Annotated in this window: 14 protein-coding genes and 1 pseudogene; 7 read left to right on the forward strand and 8 right to left on the reverse strand. The window is 45.8% G+C overall.

The window, feature by feature from the left end:
- Positions 1 to 10: 10 nt before the first annotated feature.
- A pseudogene (locus QUA42_RS12560) lies at positions 11 to 622 on the reverse strand (SDR family oxidoreductase); the annotation flags it as partial.
- 18 nt (positions 623 to 640) lie between these two features.
- On the reverse strand, positions 641 to 751 hold the full coding sequence (locus QUA42_RS12565) for an SDR family NAD(P)-dependent oxidoreductase (RefSeq protein ID WP_333137557.1): 111 nt from the start codon (positions 749 to 751) through the stop codon (positions 641 to 643).
- 172 nt (positions 752 to 923) lie between these two features.
- Between QUA42_RS12565 and QUA42_RS12570 the strand changes: the two genes are divergently transcribed.
- From QUA42_RS12570 to QUA42_RS12580, 3 genes are all read left to right on the forward strand, one after another.
- Positions 924 to 1472 (forward strand): tetratricopeptide repeat protein, encoded by a 549-nt coding sequence (locus QUA42_RS12570; protein ID WP_333137558.1) that lies wholly within the window; start codon positions 924 to 926, stop codon positions 1470 to 1472.
- 76 nt (positions 1473 to 1548) lie between these two features.
- Positions 1549 to 2457 carry a hypothetical protein gene (locus tag QUA42_RS12575; RefSeq protein ID WP_333137559.1) on the forward strand — a complete coding sequence of 303 codons (909 nt, stop codon included), beginning with the start codon at positions 1549 to 1551 and terminating at the stop codon, positions 2455 to 2457.
- 85 nt (positions 2458 to 2542) lie between these two features.
- A complete protein-coding gene (locus QUA42_RS12580; protein WP_333137560.1) occupies positions 2543 to 2836 on the forward strand; it encodes a DUF3288 family protein in 294 nt (97 codons plus the stop codon).
- Between the two features lie 33 nt (positions 2837 to 2869).
- On the opposite strand, the gene QUA42_RS12585 is transcribed toward QUA42_RS12580, so the two are convergent.
- The 5 genes from QUA42_RS12585 to QUA42_RS12605 all read right to left on the reverse strand — a co-directional run bounded on the left by QUA42_RS12585 (position 2870) and on the right by QUA42_RS12605 (position 11218).
- Positions 2870 to 4132: a hypothetical protein gene (locus QUA42_RS12585; RefSeq protein WP_333137561.1), complete on the reverse strand. Its 1263-nt coding sequence runs from the start codon at positions 4130 to 4132 to the stop codon at positions 2870 to 2872.
- 133 nt (positions 4133 to 4265) lie between these two features.
- A complete protein-coding gene (locus QUA42_RS12590; protein ID WP_333137562.1) occupies positions 4266 to 4976 on the reverse strand; it encodes a hypothetical protein in 711 nt (236 codons plus the stop codon).
- A gap of 52 nt (positions 4977 to 5028) precedes the next feature.
- Complete coding sequence (locus QUA42_RS12595) at positions 5029 to 6771, reverse strand: tetratricopeptide repeat protein (protein WP_333137563.1); 1743 nt, start codon at positions 6769 to 6771, stop codon at positions 5029 to 5031.
- Positions 6772 to 7065: 294 nt separating this feature from the next.
- The gene (secA, locus tag QUA42_RS12600; protein ID WP_333137564.1) at positions 7066 to 9882 is read right to left on the reverse strand and encodes a preprotein translocase subunit SecA; all 2817 of its coding nucleotides are present in this window, start codon (positions 9880 to 9882) and stop codon (positions 7066 to 7068) included.
- A gap of 397 nt (positions 9883 to 10279) precedes the next feature.
- Positions 10280 to 11218 (reverse strand): ribonuclease Z, encoded by a 939-nt coding sequence (locus tag QUA42_RS12605; RefSeq protein ID WP_333137565.1) that lies wholly within the window; start codon positions 11216 to 11218, stop codon positions 10280 to 10282.
- Between the two features lie 264 nt (positions 11219 to 11482).
- Between QUA42_RS12605 and QUA42_RS12610 the strand changes: the two genes are divergently transcribed.
- Both QUA42_RS12610 and QUA42_RS12615 read left to right on the forward strand, forming a co-directional pair.
- Positions 11483 to 12658: a SpoIID/LytB domain-containing protein gene (locus QUA42_RS12610; RefSeq protein ID WP_333137566.1), complete on the forward strand. Its 1176-nt coding sequence runs from the start codon at positions 11483 to 11485 to the stop codon at positions 12656 to 12658.
- Between the two features lie 246 nt (positions 12659 to 12904).
- On the forward strand, positions 12905 to 13129 hold the full coding sequence (locus QUA42_RS12615; RefSeq protein ID WP_015174403.1) for a hypothetical protein: 225 nt from the start codon (positions 12905 to 12907) through the stop codon (positions 13127 to 13129).
- Between the two features lie 194 nt (positions 13130 to 13323).
- Here QUA42_RS12615 and QUA42_RS12620 read toward each other — a convergent pair whose 3' ends face one another.
- Positions 13324 to 14637, reverse strand: coding sequence for a hypothetical protein (locus QUA42_RS12620; RefSeq protein WP_333137567.1), 1314 nt, complete (start codon positions 14635 to 14637; stop codon positions 13324 to 13326).
- Between the two features lie 638 nt (positions 14638 to 15275).
- Here QUA42_RS12620 and QUA42_RS12625 point away from each other — a divergent pair.
- On the forward strand, positions 15276 to 15797 hold the full coding sequence (locus QUA42_RS12625) for a photosystem I assembly protein Ycf3 (protein ID WP_333039118.1): 522 nt from the start codon (positions 15276 to 15278) through the stop codon (positions 15795 to 15797).
- A 126-nt stretch (positions 15798 to 15923) separates the two neighbouring features.
- On the forward strand, positions 15924 to 16205 hold the full coding sequence (gene gatC / locus QUA42_RS12630; protein WP_006635952.1) for an Asp-tRNA(Asn)/Glu-tRNA(Gln) amidotransferase subunit GatC: 282 nt from the start codon (positions 15924 to 15926) through the stop codon (positions 16203 to 16205).

Genomic DNA, 16205 nt, shown 5'->3' on the forward strand with positions numbered 1-16205 from the left:
AAGTATATATTTAGGCAGTCCCGCCGTTAACGCGAATATTTTGTCCGGTAATCCACCGGGCTTGGTCGCTGCACAAAAAAGCCGTTACATCGGCAATATCTTCAACTTTTCCGAGTCTTCCCAAAGCAGGCATTTGACTAAATCTTTGTATTTGTTCGGCGGTTTTACCGACAGTGAAGAGTTCTGTATCTGTGGGACCCGGAGAAATTACATTGACCGTAATTTGGCGATCGCCCAATTCCTTAGCCAGCGATCAAGTTAGCTGTTCCACCGCGCCTTTTGTCGCCACGTAAGCCCCGTAAGTTGGCAGTAGCATCGCCGTTGTCGAACTGGAAAAATTAACAATTCTTCCTCCCTCTGCCATGCGTTTCGCAGCTTCTTGACAAGCAAAAAACGTGCCTTTGACGTTAATTGCAAAAAGATTATCAAACTCTGCTTTGGTAACTTCCGCTACAGGTTTGTAAAGAATTACTGCCGCATTATTGACTAAAATATTGACTTGTGAATAGGTTTCCTGAGTGCGATCGAACAAATGGCGAATTTCTGAGGTTTTACTGACATCGGCTTGCACCGCTAATGCTTTGCCGCCTGCTGCTTCAATCGCTGACACCACATCTTTAGCCTGGTGTGTACCTCTGGCTTAGTTGATGACAACTGATGCGCCTTCTTGGGATAATCGCAGGGGGATAGCGCGTCCAATTCCTCGCGATTCACCAGTCACAATTGCCACTTTTCCTGCTAGTGCTCCCATGACATTTTCTCTGCAATTAGTGTTGATGCTGGTTCAGAATAATCATACTATTTTTTTCCGCATTCCGGTACACAAACAAATTTAAAATCTCAAATAGCCATAATTTTTCTAGAAATCGCGGTTGCTAACTAACACTTGTGGTAAAGTAGTGTCGGCTGTTAAAGTAAAATCTATGAGCGTAAATTTCGAGTTAGCAGAGCAGTATTTGTCCGCAGGCGACAGCCTCCAGAAATCAGGAAAACTTGAGGAGGCGATGGCTCAATATCAAAAAATCTTAGCCATTCAAGCGGATAGTCCGATCGCACTCAACAAGATAGCAGAAATTTATTATAGGCAGCAGAAATATCTAGAGGCGATCGCCTCCTGTTACCAAGCAATTCGCCAGCAACCCAATTTCGCCGCCGCCTACAAAACCCTAGGCAATATCCTGCAAGCCCAAGGAAAAATAGATGCGGCAATTCGTGCCTATTCTAAGACGATCGAATTTGATCCTAATTTTGTCGAAGCCTATGTTAACTTGGGCAGTATGTTTTACAAACAAGGTCAGCTCGATGACGCCATAACTTACTATCAAAAATCTATTGCTCTTCAACCAGATTTAGCCGTCGCTTATTGGAATTTAGGCAAAACTTTGGAAGAGCAAGGTCGAATCAATGAAGGTTTATTTTATCAAAAAAAAGCTCTAAATTTACAGCCGGGGTTAGAAGGTAGAAGCAATTAAGTAAAAAATCACACTTACTGAAGAGGAATGTTATAGTCAAAATAATTCAATCATTAACGATGCAAGCTGGATCAACATGGAAATTAGCCAGAATCCGCTCGAATTCCTAACGGCTAAAGTACAAGAAACTGTTGCCGATACCCAAAACTTAGCCAACCAAATCGCTGCTAAAGTTGAGGAAAATGCAACTCTATTAACGGCGTGGGTACAATCAGCGCCAAGTTCAATGGTTAGTGCTGGGGCGATCGCCACTCAAGAAGCTTTTAAAATAGCACATAACATCCGTTTTGAGAACCTGCCAACTAATCTGCAAATCAAATTTGCGAGGGCTGGTATGCGTGACGGCATCAGAAATGTTCAAGAAGCAGCAAAAGTATTTGAATCCATACCCGCCCAAATTCGTGCCCAAGGCCCAGAAGCAATTCGCAACTTCTGTCAAGATAAAGATTGGAGTCACATCCAAGCGCACGTCAATGGAGGCGGAAGCGAAGCTGCTAACGGGATTTTTGAATATTTTTGGGTGAATCGTGCTCGCGGTGGTGTAGACATGACTGCCGCAGAATTAGCAGTCGCTAAGCAAGTTTTAGCGGATGCAGCCTTTAAAGCAGCAGTTGCGGAAATCGTTGGGGCTGCAATGAAAGGGGCGATCGCCGCAGCAGTAATTGAGTTAATATTTTCTATCTTAGAAAACTCGCTCTTGTGCGTTGAAGGCAAAATTACGCAGTCAGAGTTAGTGGAAAAAGTCGCCAGCGCCACCGCCAAAGCTGGCATTGCTGGCGGTGTTATTACTGGCATTCTGTTAACACTCTGCATGATATTTCCCCCCATTGCGGCGCTTTTAGGTGCCGCAGCGATGCCCTTGGCGGTTGCAGGTATTGGCTTTATGGGAATTCGTGCCTGGGAAATATTTTGTCACGGCGATCGACTATTTGGTATTACTGAACAAACACAAAAATTTCTGGGAATGACTGAAGCGAAAACATAGTAAAACTTTAACTCTCATTAGATACCCGACTTCTTCAACAAGTCGGGCATCTAGGTATTCTAAATGATTGAGAAACATAAATAGTATGGATTCAGTAGAAAAAACTCAAGATCAGCAGCATCCGCAATACAAGCGCGATCGAGCCAGTGTCGATACTTTATTAGCAGGAGAAGCAACCGACTACAATTTATCGGAATTAGCAAGATTGATAATTCGCTACCGAGGCTTTCCCGGTGCTAGAGATATTCAATCGGACTTAAAAAAAGTCTTGCAAAAATGGAATCATACCGAAGAAAGTCTTTACGAACAAACCCGTAAAATTCACGCCACAGGTGAAGTTTACAGGCGACAAAAAAGCGATCAAGAAGATTGGGCATAATAATCCCCAATTTCATGTGATAGCTTCTTCAAATCACGGATTGCTACTTGTTGATTTAGAAATCTCATTAATGATAAAAGACAACAAGTAAGTAAAGGAAGCAGCACAGAAAGAAATCAGCGCAATAATGGCATCGCCAGATAAAACCCCATCTAGCCAACTCGCTTGAATTCGGGAAACAGGAAACTCCTTATCTAACCCGATCTGAATCAGTTTCGATTTACCAGAAATGCGGACTTCTAACCCTTCTTGGGGAACAATATTAAGATAGCGGATCAGTTTAATTCCCGGTTCCTCCACCATGAGAAATTGATTTCGCTTGATTTCCTTTTTCTGCTCTGCCATGTGGACTTCACCCTTAAGAATTGTTGAAATAGGTAAGTTATCGTCCTGATTTGATCCTGTCCTATCTAAACGCTGAAATTGTACATTTTTTACCTCTATTTTACCTCTAAACCATTGCTTAGATTCATTGTTTTTTGGTGCAGGTGGTTGCAGATAGATAGTAACAGGATCGGCAAGGTTTAATCTTAATTCCTGATTGTTGGGTATCAGAATAAATTCTAACTGCCTTTGTTTTTCTGAATCAATTGGCAATTTGACATTTTTCAATTGATATCCTTCTAAGCTAACTTTCAGGGGTTGATTTCCCAAATTAAGCTGTAATATATTAGTATTAGTTGGTTTTTTTACTGGTGTCAGCGAAAAAGCAAGCTGATTGCGATAGGTATCGTAACTCAGATTATTAACTTTTGTATCAGGTTGCAGCCGCAGTTCTGTGAATTCTAGTTCGCTAGATTGTTTCAGGTTGGCGGGAGCAATTGACCACTTACTTGTGCTATCTATTGGCTCTATTTCTAAGATAGTGAGTTGATTTAATGCGGGCGTAGATTTGCTTTGAATTTTTCCTGTAAAAGTGAGAGTTTGTTGGCCTTCAATTTCTAAACTTTTGATGCCGCGAACGGTATCTAAAAACAGTTTTGGCTCTTTACCAGCGTATGTAAAGCTCATCTCTTCTACGGTGAGATTGCTTTCAAAAATGTGGGTACTCGGTACAAAAGCGGCAAGCGTTAAACCGCTAAAGATTAGCAAGAGACCTAAAACAAAAGTGAGTATTTTGTTTGACCATAGATAGGTGGAGAGGGATTTTAAAGTTTTAATCACCCAATTTAACCCCTTTTTTATCCCAGAAATCACCAGCGGTCCTGTGGCAATCAGCTTTTGCCAAATTTTATCTATCTTTATCGCGCTGAGAAAAGCACCAATCTGCTGCTTAATTGTTTGCCTGCGTGCCATGTTTTAATCCTGGGTGATTTTAAGCTGGTAAGCTGCCAAATCTGACCTTTATTACAAAAAAATAGTTTGTACTAAGCTTTTTAGGGGTTCAAGGGCTTCAGTCATTACTACAAACTGAATCCTTGACAAGCATTTATTTTAGCCAGTTAGGATTGTGTTCAAAGACAAATTTCCGATTAATTTTCTCTGGAGGCTTCCCTCGTGGCTCAATGTCCGCCTCAATTTGCAATTCATAGCGGCCGGCTGGGGCATTGCGGCTATCCCAGGTAAAAATCATTTCATTAGTTTGGGCTATATTGCGGGGGTTGCTGTATACTTCTTTACCGTTTCGCAAAATTCTAAAGACAGGGAATTTTACCCGACTGGGGCTATAGAAAACAAATTCGTACTGTCCAGAACTTTGCCCTAAAATAACTGGGACGTACACCACTTGTGAACCGAAATTCACTGAGGCTAAGGCTCGCAGGCTATTGCTAGGAACCTCCTCTCGCTTGAGAACGTAGCTATCCCATAATAAGGTATAGAATCCGCTGTTTTCAGTAAGCGAAGGGTTATCTAATTGATAGTTTTTGTCTAAAGATTGCACTTTCACTTCTGGCTTTCCGCCGCCGTTGATCCCGGGAATTTGCATTGAGACTTCTGCTGGATAGCTGGGGATGTTGCGGGTGGCGATGGAAATTAACCGCAAACTATTGCCACTGACCGATTGCCGCTTGATGCCTTCGCAGCGGTTGTCTCGGCGGATGTAGTCGGTGGAACTGAGGTTGCCTTCGGGACAGGCGAGGGCGGGCATTTGGCTGAGGGTGAGGGCAATGACGCTGGCAAATAAAAGTTTGGCGTTCATAATTTGCTTCGTTGACTGGGTAATGCGGTTATCTTAGGCGGCGTTAGCAACCTTATTTAATTCCCAATGCTCGTAATTTTTCCATAATTACAGGCATGGGATAGGCAAAACCAAGGCCTCCATCAACTTCTACTACAATGCCTAAAAGCTGATTTTCTGAATTGATGACTGGGCCGCCGGAGTTGCCGGCTTGAATGGCCGTCCCGGATATCTGCAATTGTTGGGTGTTGTAGCTGCTGATTGTACCCGGTTCTATAGACCAAGGGATGCCCCGCACTGGATGGCCAATGGCCCGGACAGACATCTGGCGCTGAATGGGGTTTGAGGAAGTGGGCAAGGGTTTGATATCGTCGGGAAGGGGGTCGGTGACTTCTAAGACGGCGATATCGAGGTTGTCATTGGCAGAGGTCATGCCTAGAACTCGGGCATTTCGCCGCATCCTGAGTTTGCCAGAGGGGGGTTCGCTGAAAAATTCGACTTGAATGTTTTGACCTTGTTGTCCTGTGGCTTGCTCAAAGATAACGTGGCGGTTAGTGATAATTAAGGTGCGGTTGCCATCTCGCTGAATGACTAAGCCAGTGCCGTACTCGCTTCCCTGTTTCTCGGTGCTGGAAAAGTCGGCTTTGATGAGTACGACTGAGCGTAAAATAGCGACAGCAGGTTCATTTTGCGGCAAGTATTGGCGATCGTCCATTGCTTCCACGCTTTGGGGATTTCGCCGCAGGGTCAACAGCCGTTCTGCTTCTTTGAGGTTGTTGCTGGCAATGGGATAATTGGGGTTTATTTGGAGCGATTTTTTATATTCTTCAATGGCTGCTTCTAACTTGCCTTGCTGCTGTAGTGCCCATCCTAAGTTACTGTGAGCCATAGTATGGATACTGAAAGGTGTTCCAGACCTACTATCTGGCAAACTCAAAGCTTGCCTATAGTTGGCGCTCGCTTCCTCCACTTTCCCTTGGCGATGAAGTATCGCGCCCACCCCGTGGTAAGCATCGGCATATTTAGGGTCAAGTTGGATGGCTTGGCGGTAGGCTGCGATCGCTTCTTCTAGTTTCCCCTGGTTATCCAGACTAAAGCCCAGACCACTGTAGGGTGGGGCTAATTTAGGGTCAAGTTGGATAGCTTGACGGTAAGCTGTGATCGCTTCTTCTTGTTTCCCTTGTAAAGAAAGTTGTGTACCCAAATTATGGTAAGTTATGGCAGATTTGGGGTCAAACTGGATAGCTTGGCGGTAGGCTGCGATCGCTTCCTCATGTTTCTCTTGGTAACTCAGTATAACGCCCAGATTCTTGTAAGCTTCGGCTAATTTGGGGTCAAGTTGGATGGCTTGGCGCGAGGCGGTGATCGCTTCTTCCAGCTTCCCTTGCTCTCTCAGCATAACGCCTAGATTGTAGTAAGCTGCCGCAGATTTGGGTTCAAGTTGGGTGGCTTGACGCGAGGCGACAATCGCTTCTTCTAGTTTCTCCTGTTTATACAGCGCCATGCCCAGATTGTAATAAGCATCTGCATATTGGGGGTCAAGTTGGATGGCTTGGCGGTAGGCGGTGATCGCTTCTTCGAGTTTCCCCTGTATATAATACAGCGCAATGCCCAGATGGTTGTAAGCTTTAGCATTATTTGGCTCAAGTTGAATAATTCTGCGGTAAATCGCTTCAGCTTGCGAGTAATTCTCTGCTTTTTGAGCCGCATTTCCTTGTTGAAATAACTCCTCAATCGTTTGAGCCACCGCCAACTGAGGCATCCCAGCCAGAGACAAAGTTAGCACCAGAGCGAGTAACCGGAAGGGGGATTTCACAGAGTACAGCCTCAATCTCAAATTTTAGGTAAAAGCAATTACTTTAGTCACTTCAATTATTGTAGCGTTAGCTCGCACAGCCGGAGAAGGCACGGTTGCTGTAAAACTGCCAACCGTTGGAGCCGTTGTCGATGTCATTGAAATTGCTTGATTGCTGCAAGAAATTCTTTTTCAGCAAAGTGATCGTTTGTTTGCCTATTATGATTTTAGGGTTAAATTCCCTTTAAATAAAACTTAAAAATGAAAGATTAAATCTTTCATTTTTAAGTTTTAAGTGTCAACTATTAACTATCTTCAAACCATCTCTGGCGAAACTTGCATTGCCGGCTGCGGCTGGAACTGGAACAGCGAATAAACCACATTGCGGCGGATATCCGTCATCATATCCAAAAACAGCTCATAACCTTCAGTTTTGTACTCGATCAGCGGGTCTTTCTGGCCGTAACCGCGCAGCCCTACAGACTCGCGTAAAGCATCCATTTGTTGCAAGTGTTCTCGCCACAAAGTATCAATTTGCTGCAAAATAAAGAATCGTTCCGCATCTCGCATCAATTCGGCTCGGATTGCATTAACTTCCGCTTCTTTAATGTCGTAAGCATTGCGGACTTGTTCGTGCAGGAATGTTTTAATTTCCTCAACGGACAAATCTTCTAGCTGATCCGGTGTCATGTCAGCCAGCAGATAAACAAATTCCTTCACCTTGCTCACAAGTTTGTCGAGTTCCCATTCTTCCGAAGGTAAATCGGGATTGATGTATGCTCCCACGATGTCATCCATCGTCTGTTCGGCATATCTAATTACCTGTTCTTTGGAGTCCAAACCTTCCAATACTCGGCGACGTTCCGCATAGATTGCTCGACGCTGATTGTTCATCACTTCGTCGTATTCAAATACCTGCTTGCGGATATCGTAATAGTAGGTTTCGACTTTTTTCTGAGCGCCTTCGAGGGAACGAGTCAGCATTCCAGATTCGATCGGCATATCTTCCTCAACACCGAAAGCCTTCATCAAACCGGCCACCCGTTCGCCGCCGAAAATCCTGAGCAAATTGTCTTCCAAACTCAAGAAAAACCGCGTTGAACCCGGGTCTCCTTGGCGTCCCGCCCGGCCGCGCAACTGATTGTCGATCCGGCGCGATTCGTGGCGTTCGGTACCGATGACGTGCAAGCCTCCCAACCGCACGACTTCATCGTGTTCGGTGCTGGTAAAAGCATCGTATTCGCTGCGAGTTAAATTGTAAGCTTCCCGCAATTTTTGAATTACCGGGTCTTTTGTCGGCGCTTTTTCCGAAGCTATAGCCACGATATCATCGGCTTGCAATTCCGTGAGCGATCGCGCGCCGTACTCCTTCACCGCCAATTCCACCGCCTCCACGAGCATTTGTTTGGCATTTTTCGATAGTTCCGTGGGGAAAATCTGCGCCGAAGCTTTCCAAGACTTTACCTTTTTCTTAGTCATATCAAAACCTTGAGGGGCGGGGCGGCCACCAATACCAGGTACTTGCACCAGCGAAAAGTCTTCGTCATCCTCGGGTTTCACGATTCGGGGCATAAAATACTCCCGCAACTTGAGGCGCGCCATGTACTCAGAATTACCGCCCAAAATAATATCAGTACCGCGTCCCGCCATGTTTGTCGCGATCGTCACAGCACCTTTGCGTCCGGCTTGAGCGATAATTTCTGATTCCCGCTCCACATTTTCCGGTTTAGCATTAAGCAAATTGTGAGGAATTTTCCTCTCCAGCAGCAGCCGCGACAGCAACTCCGACTTTTCTACGCTTGTAGTGCCCACCAGCACCGGCCGACCGATCTCGTGCATTTCCGCGCAGTCTTGGGAGATGGCATTCCACTTCCCAGCCTCCGCCTTGTAAACCATATCCGAAAGGTCAGTACGGCTGGTAATCCGGTTAGTGGGAATCAGCGTCACTTCCAGATTGTAAATCTTCTCAAACTCAGTCTCTTCAGTCTTCGCCGTCCCCGTCATCCCCGACAGCTTCGGATAAAGCAAAAAGAAATTCTGATAAGTAATCGTCGCCAGCGTCTGAGTTTCCGGCTGAATTTCCGCCCGTTCCTTGGCTTCGATCGCCTGGTGCAAACCGTCACTCCAGCGCCGTCCAGGCATCACCCGGCCCGTAAACTCATCCACAATCACGACTTCGCGATCGGGAGTGACGATGTAGTTAATATCCTTAATAAACAATTCCTTGGCCTTAATCGCATTAAAAATGTAATGCGCCCAAGGGTCAGCCGGGTCGTACAAATCCGTAACACCCAACAACTTCTCAGCTTCACCAAAGCCTTCATCGGTCAATAGCACATTCCGAGCCTTTTCGTCAACCTCGTAATGTTCTTCATTTTCCTTTCTCAGAGCAGCAGCTACCTCAGCCGCCCGTATATACTTCTCACTGGGGCGTTCCACCTGGCCGGAAATAATTAAAGGCGTCCGTGCTTCATCAATCAGCACCGAGTCAACCTCGTCAATCACGCAGAAATTAAAAGGACGCTGCACTACGTCTTCCATGACAGTAGCCATGTTGTCGCGCAAATAGTCAAAGCCCACCTCGCTGTTAGTGGCGTAGGTAATGTCGCAGCTATAATTTTTCTTTCGTTCCACCTGATCCATGCCCTGCTGAATCAGTCCCACAGTCAATCCCAGGAAGCGGTGCACCTGCCCCATCCATTCCGCGTCCCGCCTTGCGAGATAATCGTTGACGGTGATGATGTGTACGCCTTTGCCGTTGATGGCGTTGAGGTAAGCCGGCAGTGTCGCCACCAGAGTTTTGCCTTCACCGGTTTTCATTTCGGCAATTTGGCCTTTGTGCAGGATAATGCCCCCGAGGAGTTGGACATCAAAGTGGCGCAGTCCCAAAACCCGTTGTCCCGCTTCCCGCACTACTGCAAAAGCTTCCGGCAAGATTTCGTCTAGTATCTCTTTCTCCTCGTTGAGAGATTTAGCTTTTGCCAGACGTTCTTTAAACTCCGCCGTTTTGCCTCTGAGGTCGTCGTCTGAGAGTGCGCGGAAGTCTTCTTCCAAAATATTGATATCAGCTACCCAAGGCTGAAATTTTCTCAGTTTGCGCGCGTTGGGATCGCCTAGCAGATTTTTAAACATGGCAGGAGAGGCAGATTTTTAATAATTTAGCTATTAGCTTTCAGGGTTAGGGGCTGTAGTGTTAGCCACAACATATACCCTCCCCGATTGTAGCAACCATTGGCTCTCCTGGGCCGTCGCTGGGGGCGATCGCTCGATTTGGGATTTTAGATTTTAGATTGAAGTTGGTGAAGGTGGGTAGCGATCGCAGCTCAGGTATATCTGCTTATTGACAATTGCAGGGCGTAACAGACTTTCCGGCCTGTTCCACAATAGATTAATGTTTTTGTTGGATTAATTTCAGCAACAGGCTTTCCGGCCTGTTCCACAATAGATTAATGTTTTTGTGGGGTGGGCCCCAGAGCCCGCCCCGATCGCCCTTATTGAAAATGGCTTCACATCTCAGGTCAGATTAACCCTAGTTTGAAACAGGGCGCGGCACTTCGTAAGTCAAAAAGTCATAGGCCATTTTCGTATTCGGAAAAATTGCCTGCGCTTCCTTGAGCAAATCATCCAGGACGATCGCATTTCCGGGAGCATAACGCGGACTAAAATGCGTCATAATTAACTGTTTCGCCCCAGCGATCAAAGCCACTTGAGCCGCCATTGTGGAAGTTGAATGCAGGCGATCAAATGCCATTTGAGCATCTTGATGAGCAAAAGTAGCTTCATGAACCAACAAATCAGCATCCTTCGCTAATTCCACGGCACCCTCACAAAAAACCGTGTCAGTACAATAAACAAACTTGCGCCCGATTTGATCCGGGCCACAAAAATCAGTACCTTTAAACTGTCGCCCATCCTCTAACTTTACCGTTTTTCCTTGTTTTAATTGACCGTAAATCGGCCCGGAAGGAATACCCACAGCCTTCGCTTTTTCTACATCAAAATGTCCCGGACGATCTTTCTCAGTTACTCGATAACCAAAAGCAGTAACTCGGTGCTTCAAAGGGCCGCAGCTAACAATATATTCGTCATCTTCATAGATGATTCCCTCGTGAATTTTGTGTATCTTAACCGGGTAAGAAAAATGAGTTTGAGAATACCGAACACCAGCTTGCAAATATTCTTCAAGTCCCGGAGGCCCGTAAAGATCGATGCGCTTGACATTCCCCGCCAAACCGCAGCTAGCCAGCAAACCCATTAAGCCGAAAATATGGTCGCCGTGCAGGTGAGTGATGAAAATGCGGCTTAGTTGGCTGACTTTGAGATCGCTGCGCAGAAACTGGTGCTGAGTTCCTTCGCCACAGTCAAACAGCCAGAGTTCCGCTCGCTGGGGCAAGCGGAGGGCGATGCTGGAAACGTTGCGCGATCGCGTGGGTACGCCGGAGCTAGTTCCGAGAAATGTAATCTGCAAGAGTCAAATCACCTCAATTAAGTCTTAAAAAATATGTTACATATATCCAGAGTGCGACAAATCCGACATATAGGAAATAGTCGCAGGCAGGAACCGGGATAAATCGCTGTTCCTGCGAACATCTCTTCGCTAAAATCATTTTTGACAAGCGTACAGAGCGATCCACCCAATTCTAACGTTTTGTTTCTTCCGTTCCCCTTCCTTTTTCCCTTGCCTTCTCTTAAAAATTCTTAAACTCATACAGCACAGGAGGAAAATTTTCAAATGCAGTCAGGAGTATTTTTTGGTTCCGTTTTTTCGACATTAAAAAAACGCTACTTTTGGATTTCGCTGTTGTTTTGGCTGGCAATGGTAGCCCCAGCACAGGCTGCGCTGATCTTGCGAGTGGCGGTACAAGACGGGGCAAGTCAGGTAAAAGTCGGCAGTTCTACTAAGGCTGCAATCCGCGACGGTAGCGGGCGCAATTTGGGCGAACTGTCGGCAAACAGTTCTCAGTCAGCTCAATTTCGGTCGGGAACAGTGGCGATCGGTCGGTGGGCGGCCAACCAAGTTTGGATCGAGCCGACGGGGAACGGTTATGTCTGGATTGGCGATCGTTGGTATCGGGGACGCACGCTTCTGGTTCCCCAAAAAGGAGGCTTGACTGCCATCAACTACGTCGATATCGAAAAATATCTCTACAGCGTTCTCGGCGCCGAAATGAGTGGCAATTGGCCTCAAGAGGCTTTGAAAGCCCAAGCAGTCGCCGCCCGTTCCTACGCTATCCACCAGCGCCTCAAAAGCGAAACCGACCTTTACGACGTAGACAGCACTCAGTCTTCGCAGGTTTACAAAGGACTGCAAACAGAATCTTCTGGCACTTATTCGGCAGTCGATGCAACAGCCGGTCAAGTTCTGGCCTACAACGGTCAGATTATTTTAGCCGCTTTCCACTCTGCCTCTGGGGGACATACTGAAAATGTCGAGGATGTTTGGACAGAACCTCTGCCTTACCTGCGTGCTGTTCCTGACTTCGACCAAGGGGCGCCGGTTTACCAATGGAAAGAAAGTTTTTCCCGGGATCAAATCAGCAATAGGATTTCTGGCGTGGGCAATGTGATCTCGATGAAGCCAGAACGCACTACCGCTTACGGCAGCGTTTTGAGGATGAAAGTAGTTGGAGATGGCGGTTCTAGGGTCATGACTGGCGCAGATTTACGCCGGGTTTTAAATTTGAGGAGTACGCGGTTTACCGTGATTCCTCAGTATGGGGGCGGTGGGAACCCAAGGAACAGCGGCCAAGCTCCTACGGGTTTTCAAGTTGCTGGCAAAGGTTTCGGTCATGCTGTAGGAATGAGCCAGTGGGGGGCATACAATTTGGCCAGACAAGGATACGGCTACCAGCAGATTTTGTTGCACTATTACCGAGGTGCTACTTTGGCCAGAATTGCAGTCCAGTAACTGCTGGGAATGCGGAAGAAGGAAGAAGGAAGAAGGAAGAAGGAAGAACGGAAAAACAACTATTCCTGTATCTCTGACTTCCGTGTCCTGAATACAAGGAATTGGGAACTTGTACGGCGCTTCGACTACGCTCAGGAACCGCGTAGCTGAAGTATTGGAAATTGGGAAGTGGGAATGACTAATGACTAATGACTAATGACTAATGACTGATCACTAACTACATGACTAACTAGATTAAGGATTGCTATGCAAAAGTGGGAGTATTTATTTGTGGATGCGAATATGTATCCTTTTGGAAACAAGCTGATCAGTTTATATGTAAACGGTGAAGAACAGCGAGATTGGAAACAAGGCTCGCTTCATCTATTTGTTAATCATTTGGGCGAGGAGGGATGGGAACTTGTGGCTCTGGATCACGACTCGAAGTATGACCAAAATTGTTTGATTTTTAAACGCCCTAAGCTTATTTAATAAACCTCGGAGTATAAAAAATTATGACATCAATAAAAATTGATATTTTCCACAATTCTTAGCAACGAGCTAAAAACCCGTTCCCCAACAAAGATATTTTTTTTTGGAACAGGCATCCTGCCTATTCTTGAAAAGAGTGCAAGATCTTAGTGCAACCTAACTTAACAACCAACAACTGTTTTTTTTTCTTAGTATTACAAGTTGTCGGAGCGATCGATCCGGCGCTGCCATTCGGCATCTATTTTGGCTGACTGTTCTAGTTCTTGTTGGGTTAATTCTGTTTCTGTTGTATAAGCTAAGTCTTCTCCAGTCAGAACGTTTTCTGCTGCAAATTCCTGGGCGTAGGCCAGTTTTTTGAGTAAGTTGGCATCTGGTTCGTTTAATAACATTGCTCGCTGCTGACGCTCTTGATTGCGGGATTCTATCCGGCTATTTTTCCACTGAATCCAGAAGTAGCGAATTAAAGGAATTGCGAGAAATCCGACGCCGTAAATCAGGATCATGGGATAAACAGCGCTGACGAAACCGATAAACCCACCGGCGATCAAATTATTAGTTAATAGATTCCCCAAAACTAACGCACCGACAAGATTGACGGCTCCTAACCCTGCCGCGAGCATGATTTGGCCGGAGCTGGCGTTGCTGAAACGCCACAGCATTTCTCGCAAATAAGCTACTACTGGTTCAGAATTTCTCTCGGTGGCTGTGGTTTGTAATTGCGGGAAGTGGTAGACTATTTGCCCTTCGGGACTGACTTCGGGACGGCCGTCAAAATGGGCGAGAGCCGGTAACATATATTCTTCGTATTCTCGGGTGTATCCTTGTCCGAGATTGTCGAGATATGGGGCAATTTGTTCGGCGACGACGGCGCCTCGGTTGTTGCGAATTGCAGTCGCAATATCACTCCACTTGCGCTCCTCTAGATTGTGATTTGGATTCCCATCTCCAAATAGAAAGGAGAAAACTGCTTCTAGAAAACTCATCTGGGGTTTTTGGTCAGTTAAGCGCGATCGCTGCTGGTAGTATGGTTGGTCATGGTTCCAGTAAAATATCCAGATTAAGTCGTTCCAGAAGTAGGGAAAAAAGGAAAAGCCGCCGCCTCTGCCGCCCCCGCTACCACCGTCTCCTCCGCTGCCACTGTTATTGCTATCGCCGCTGGAGAGTAAAATCGTGATAGCAACAAAAATTAAGAGGATAGAAGCTACCAGCACTATGCCGAAAGATATCCGAATCAGATAAAATAAAATGCGCCAGATTTTTTGCCACCATTCCTGCAACTGCAAGCGCAAGAATTTGTTTCGCAAAATATCTCGAAAGTTCTTGGGAAATAGGTAGGCAATGTCGCCGGATTCTGCTACTTGCAGGTTGCCGCCTGCTTCGGAGGCGAGGGTTAACAGTTCTCGCTGGGCAAAATTGACATCTAATCCAGCTTTTGCCGCCACGTCTCCAACCGTAACGCGGTAGCCAAGTTGTTCGACGGCTTGCATAATGGTGGGATTCGGAGCCATAGGTTTCTCTCTGTGAAAATTACCCGGTTATTTTTATTATATATTGCGGGAATTCGAGCTGGTTTTGGCGATCGGGTTTCTGATTTTTTTTGAGGCTGCTCTTGACTTTGGGGCAAAATATTGCTACTGTTTTGCCGAATAACTTTTAAGTATGGGCTGAACTCGGATAGCTTAATAAAACTTTGTGATTGAATTTCTCCTCGGCAGGCTATTTGCTTGTTTGCTCTGAGAGTCAACGAGGGGGATGGTGAGTAAAGTTAGTAGGGTACGGTGCGCGACGCGATCATCGCCCGTTGGTGTTAGCTTTCGCGATCCGAAGGAAAGCCATAGAAGAGGATTGTCCCTGCACCCTCGAGCAGAACTTTTTCCACCGTTGCGGGTTTTTGTAAGTTTTGTGTAGAGTACGAGAGAGAGGTTAAAGAAATCTGGTTTTTTTGCAAGTCTTGCAAGACTTATATAAAATAGATAGAACTTGCGAGAGTGTTAAACCCAAGGGCGTGTTTTAAGGTTCGCAGTTGCGATCGACTAAACCTTTTAGCGCCCTCAACACAACGGCCCACTACAACAGTGGCGCAATTATTAATAGGAAAACTTTACAGGCTAATTTTTCTGATTAGCCACTAACCAAAGAATCGCATATGCCAAGAACTCAACGCAACGATAACTTTATTGACAAAAGTTTCACGGTAATGGCTGATATCATCCTGAAGATTATGCCAGCCAAAAAGCAGGCGAAGGAAGCTTTTGCTTATTACCGGGATGGTATGTCAGCTCAAGCAGATGGCGAATATGCTGAAGCGCTGGACAATTATCATGAAGCGCTGAAGCTGGAGGAAGATCCTTACGATCGCAGTTATGTCTTGTACAATATGGGGCTGATCCATACTAGCAACGGCGAACACGATAAAGCTTTGGAATATTACAGCGAGGCTTTGGATCTCAATCCGAGAATGCCACAAGCACTGAATAATATTGCTGTGATTTACCACTATCAAGGGGAAAAGGAAAAGGAAGCGGGCAATATTGAAGGGGCGGAAGGCCTGTTTGATAAAGCTGCGGATTATTGGAAAGAGGCTATTCGCTTGGCCCCAAACAATTACATTGAAGTGCAAAATTGGCTTAAGACGACAGGTCGATCGCAAATTGATGTGTATTTTTAACTAGGATGAGAAGGGGCATGGGGCATTAGTTATTTGTTCTATGTTTGTTGTTGTTATTGTTCTTAATAACCAATTCCCCATTCTCCATTCCCCATTCTCCATTCCCATTCCCCATTCCCCATTTTTATGATTGACAGAGAAGAAGTTCGGAAAGTAGCGAATTTAGCGAGATTGGAATTAACGCCGGAAGAAGAAGAGCAGTTTACTGGTCAACTTAACGGTATTTTGGATTATTTTGAGCAGTTGAGTGAACTAGATACGAGTAAGGTGCAGCCGACAACGCGGGCGATCGATGTTAGTAATGTAATGCGATCGGACGATTTGCAACCTTTTGCTAAGGGAGAAAGTATTTTGGAGGGAGCTCCCGATCGCGATGGGGAGTTTTTTAAAGTGCCTAAGATTATGTAG

Source organism: Microcoleus sp. Pol11C2 (assembly GCF_036701505.1).
Lineage (GTDB): Bacteria > Cyanobacteriota > Cyanobacteriia > Cyanobacteriales > Microcoleaceae > Microcoleus.

Bases quoted from the DNA above. Each gene is read 5' to 3' on its own strand.
- QUA42_RS12565 (WP_333137557.1), bottom strand. From the start codon at position 751: ATGGGAGCACTAGCAGGAAAAGTGGCAATTGTGACTGGTGAATCGCGA.
- QUA42_RS12570 (WP_333137558.1), top strand. From the start codon at position 924: ATGAGCGTAAATTTCGAGTTAGCAGAGCAGTATTTGTCCGCAGGCGAC.
- QUA42_RS12575 (WP_333137559.1), top strand. From the start codon at position 1,549: ATGGAAATTAGCCAGAATCCGCTCGAATTCCTAACGGCTAAAGTACAA.
- QUA42_RS12580 (WP_333137560.1), top strand. From the start codon at position 2,543: ATGGATTCAGTAGAAAAAACTCAAGATCAGCAGCATCCGCAATACAAG.
- QUA42_RS12585 (WP_333137561.1), bottom strand. From the start codon at position 4,132: ATGGCACGCAGGCAAACAATTAAGCAGCAGATTGGTGCTTTTCTCAGC.
- QUA42_RS12590 (WP_333137562.1), bottom strand. From the start codon at position 4,976: ATGAACGCCAAACTTTTATTTGCCAGCGTCATTGCCCTCACCCTCAGC.
- secA (WP_333137564.1), bottom strand. From the start codon at position 9,882: ATGTTTAAAAATCTGCTAGGCGATCCCAACGCGCGCAAACTGAGAAAA.
- QUA42_RS12610 (WP_333137566.1), top strand. From the start codon at position 11,483: ATGCAGTCAGGAGTATTTTTTGGTTCCGTTTTTTCGACATTAAAAAAA.
- QUA42_RS12615 (WP_015174403.1), top strand. From the start codon at position 12,905: ATGCAAAAGTGGGAGTATTTATTTGTGGATGCGAATATGTATCCTTTT.
- QUA42_RS12620 (WP_333137567.1), bottom strand. From the start codon at position 14,637: ATGGCTCCGAATCCCACCATTATGCAAGCCGTCGAACAACTTGGCTAC.
- QUA42_RS12625 (WP_333039118.1), top strand. From the start codon at position 15,276: ATGCCAAGAACTCAACGCAACGATAACTTTATTGACAAAAGTTTCACG.
- gatC (WP_006635952.1), top strand. From the start codon at position 15,924: ATGATTGACAGAGAAGAAGTTCGGAAAGTAGCGAATTTAGCGAGATTG.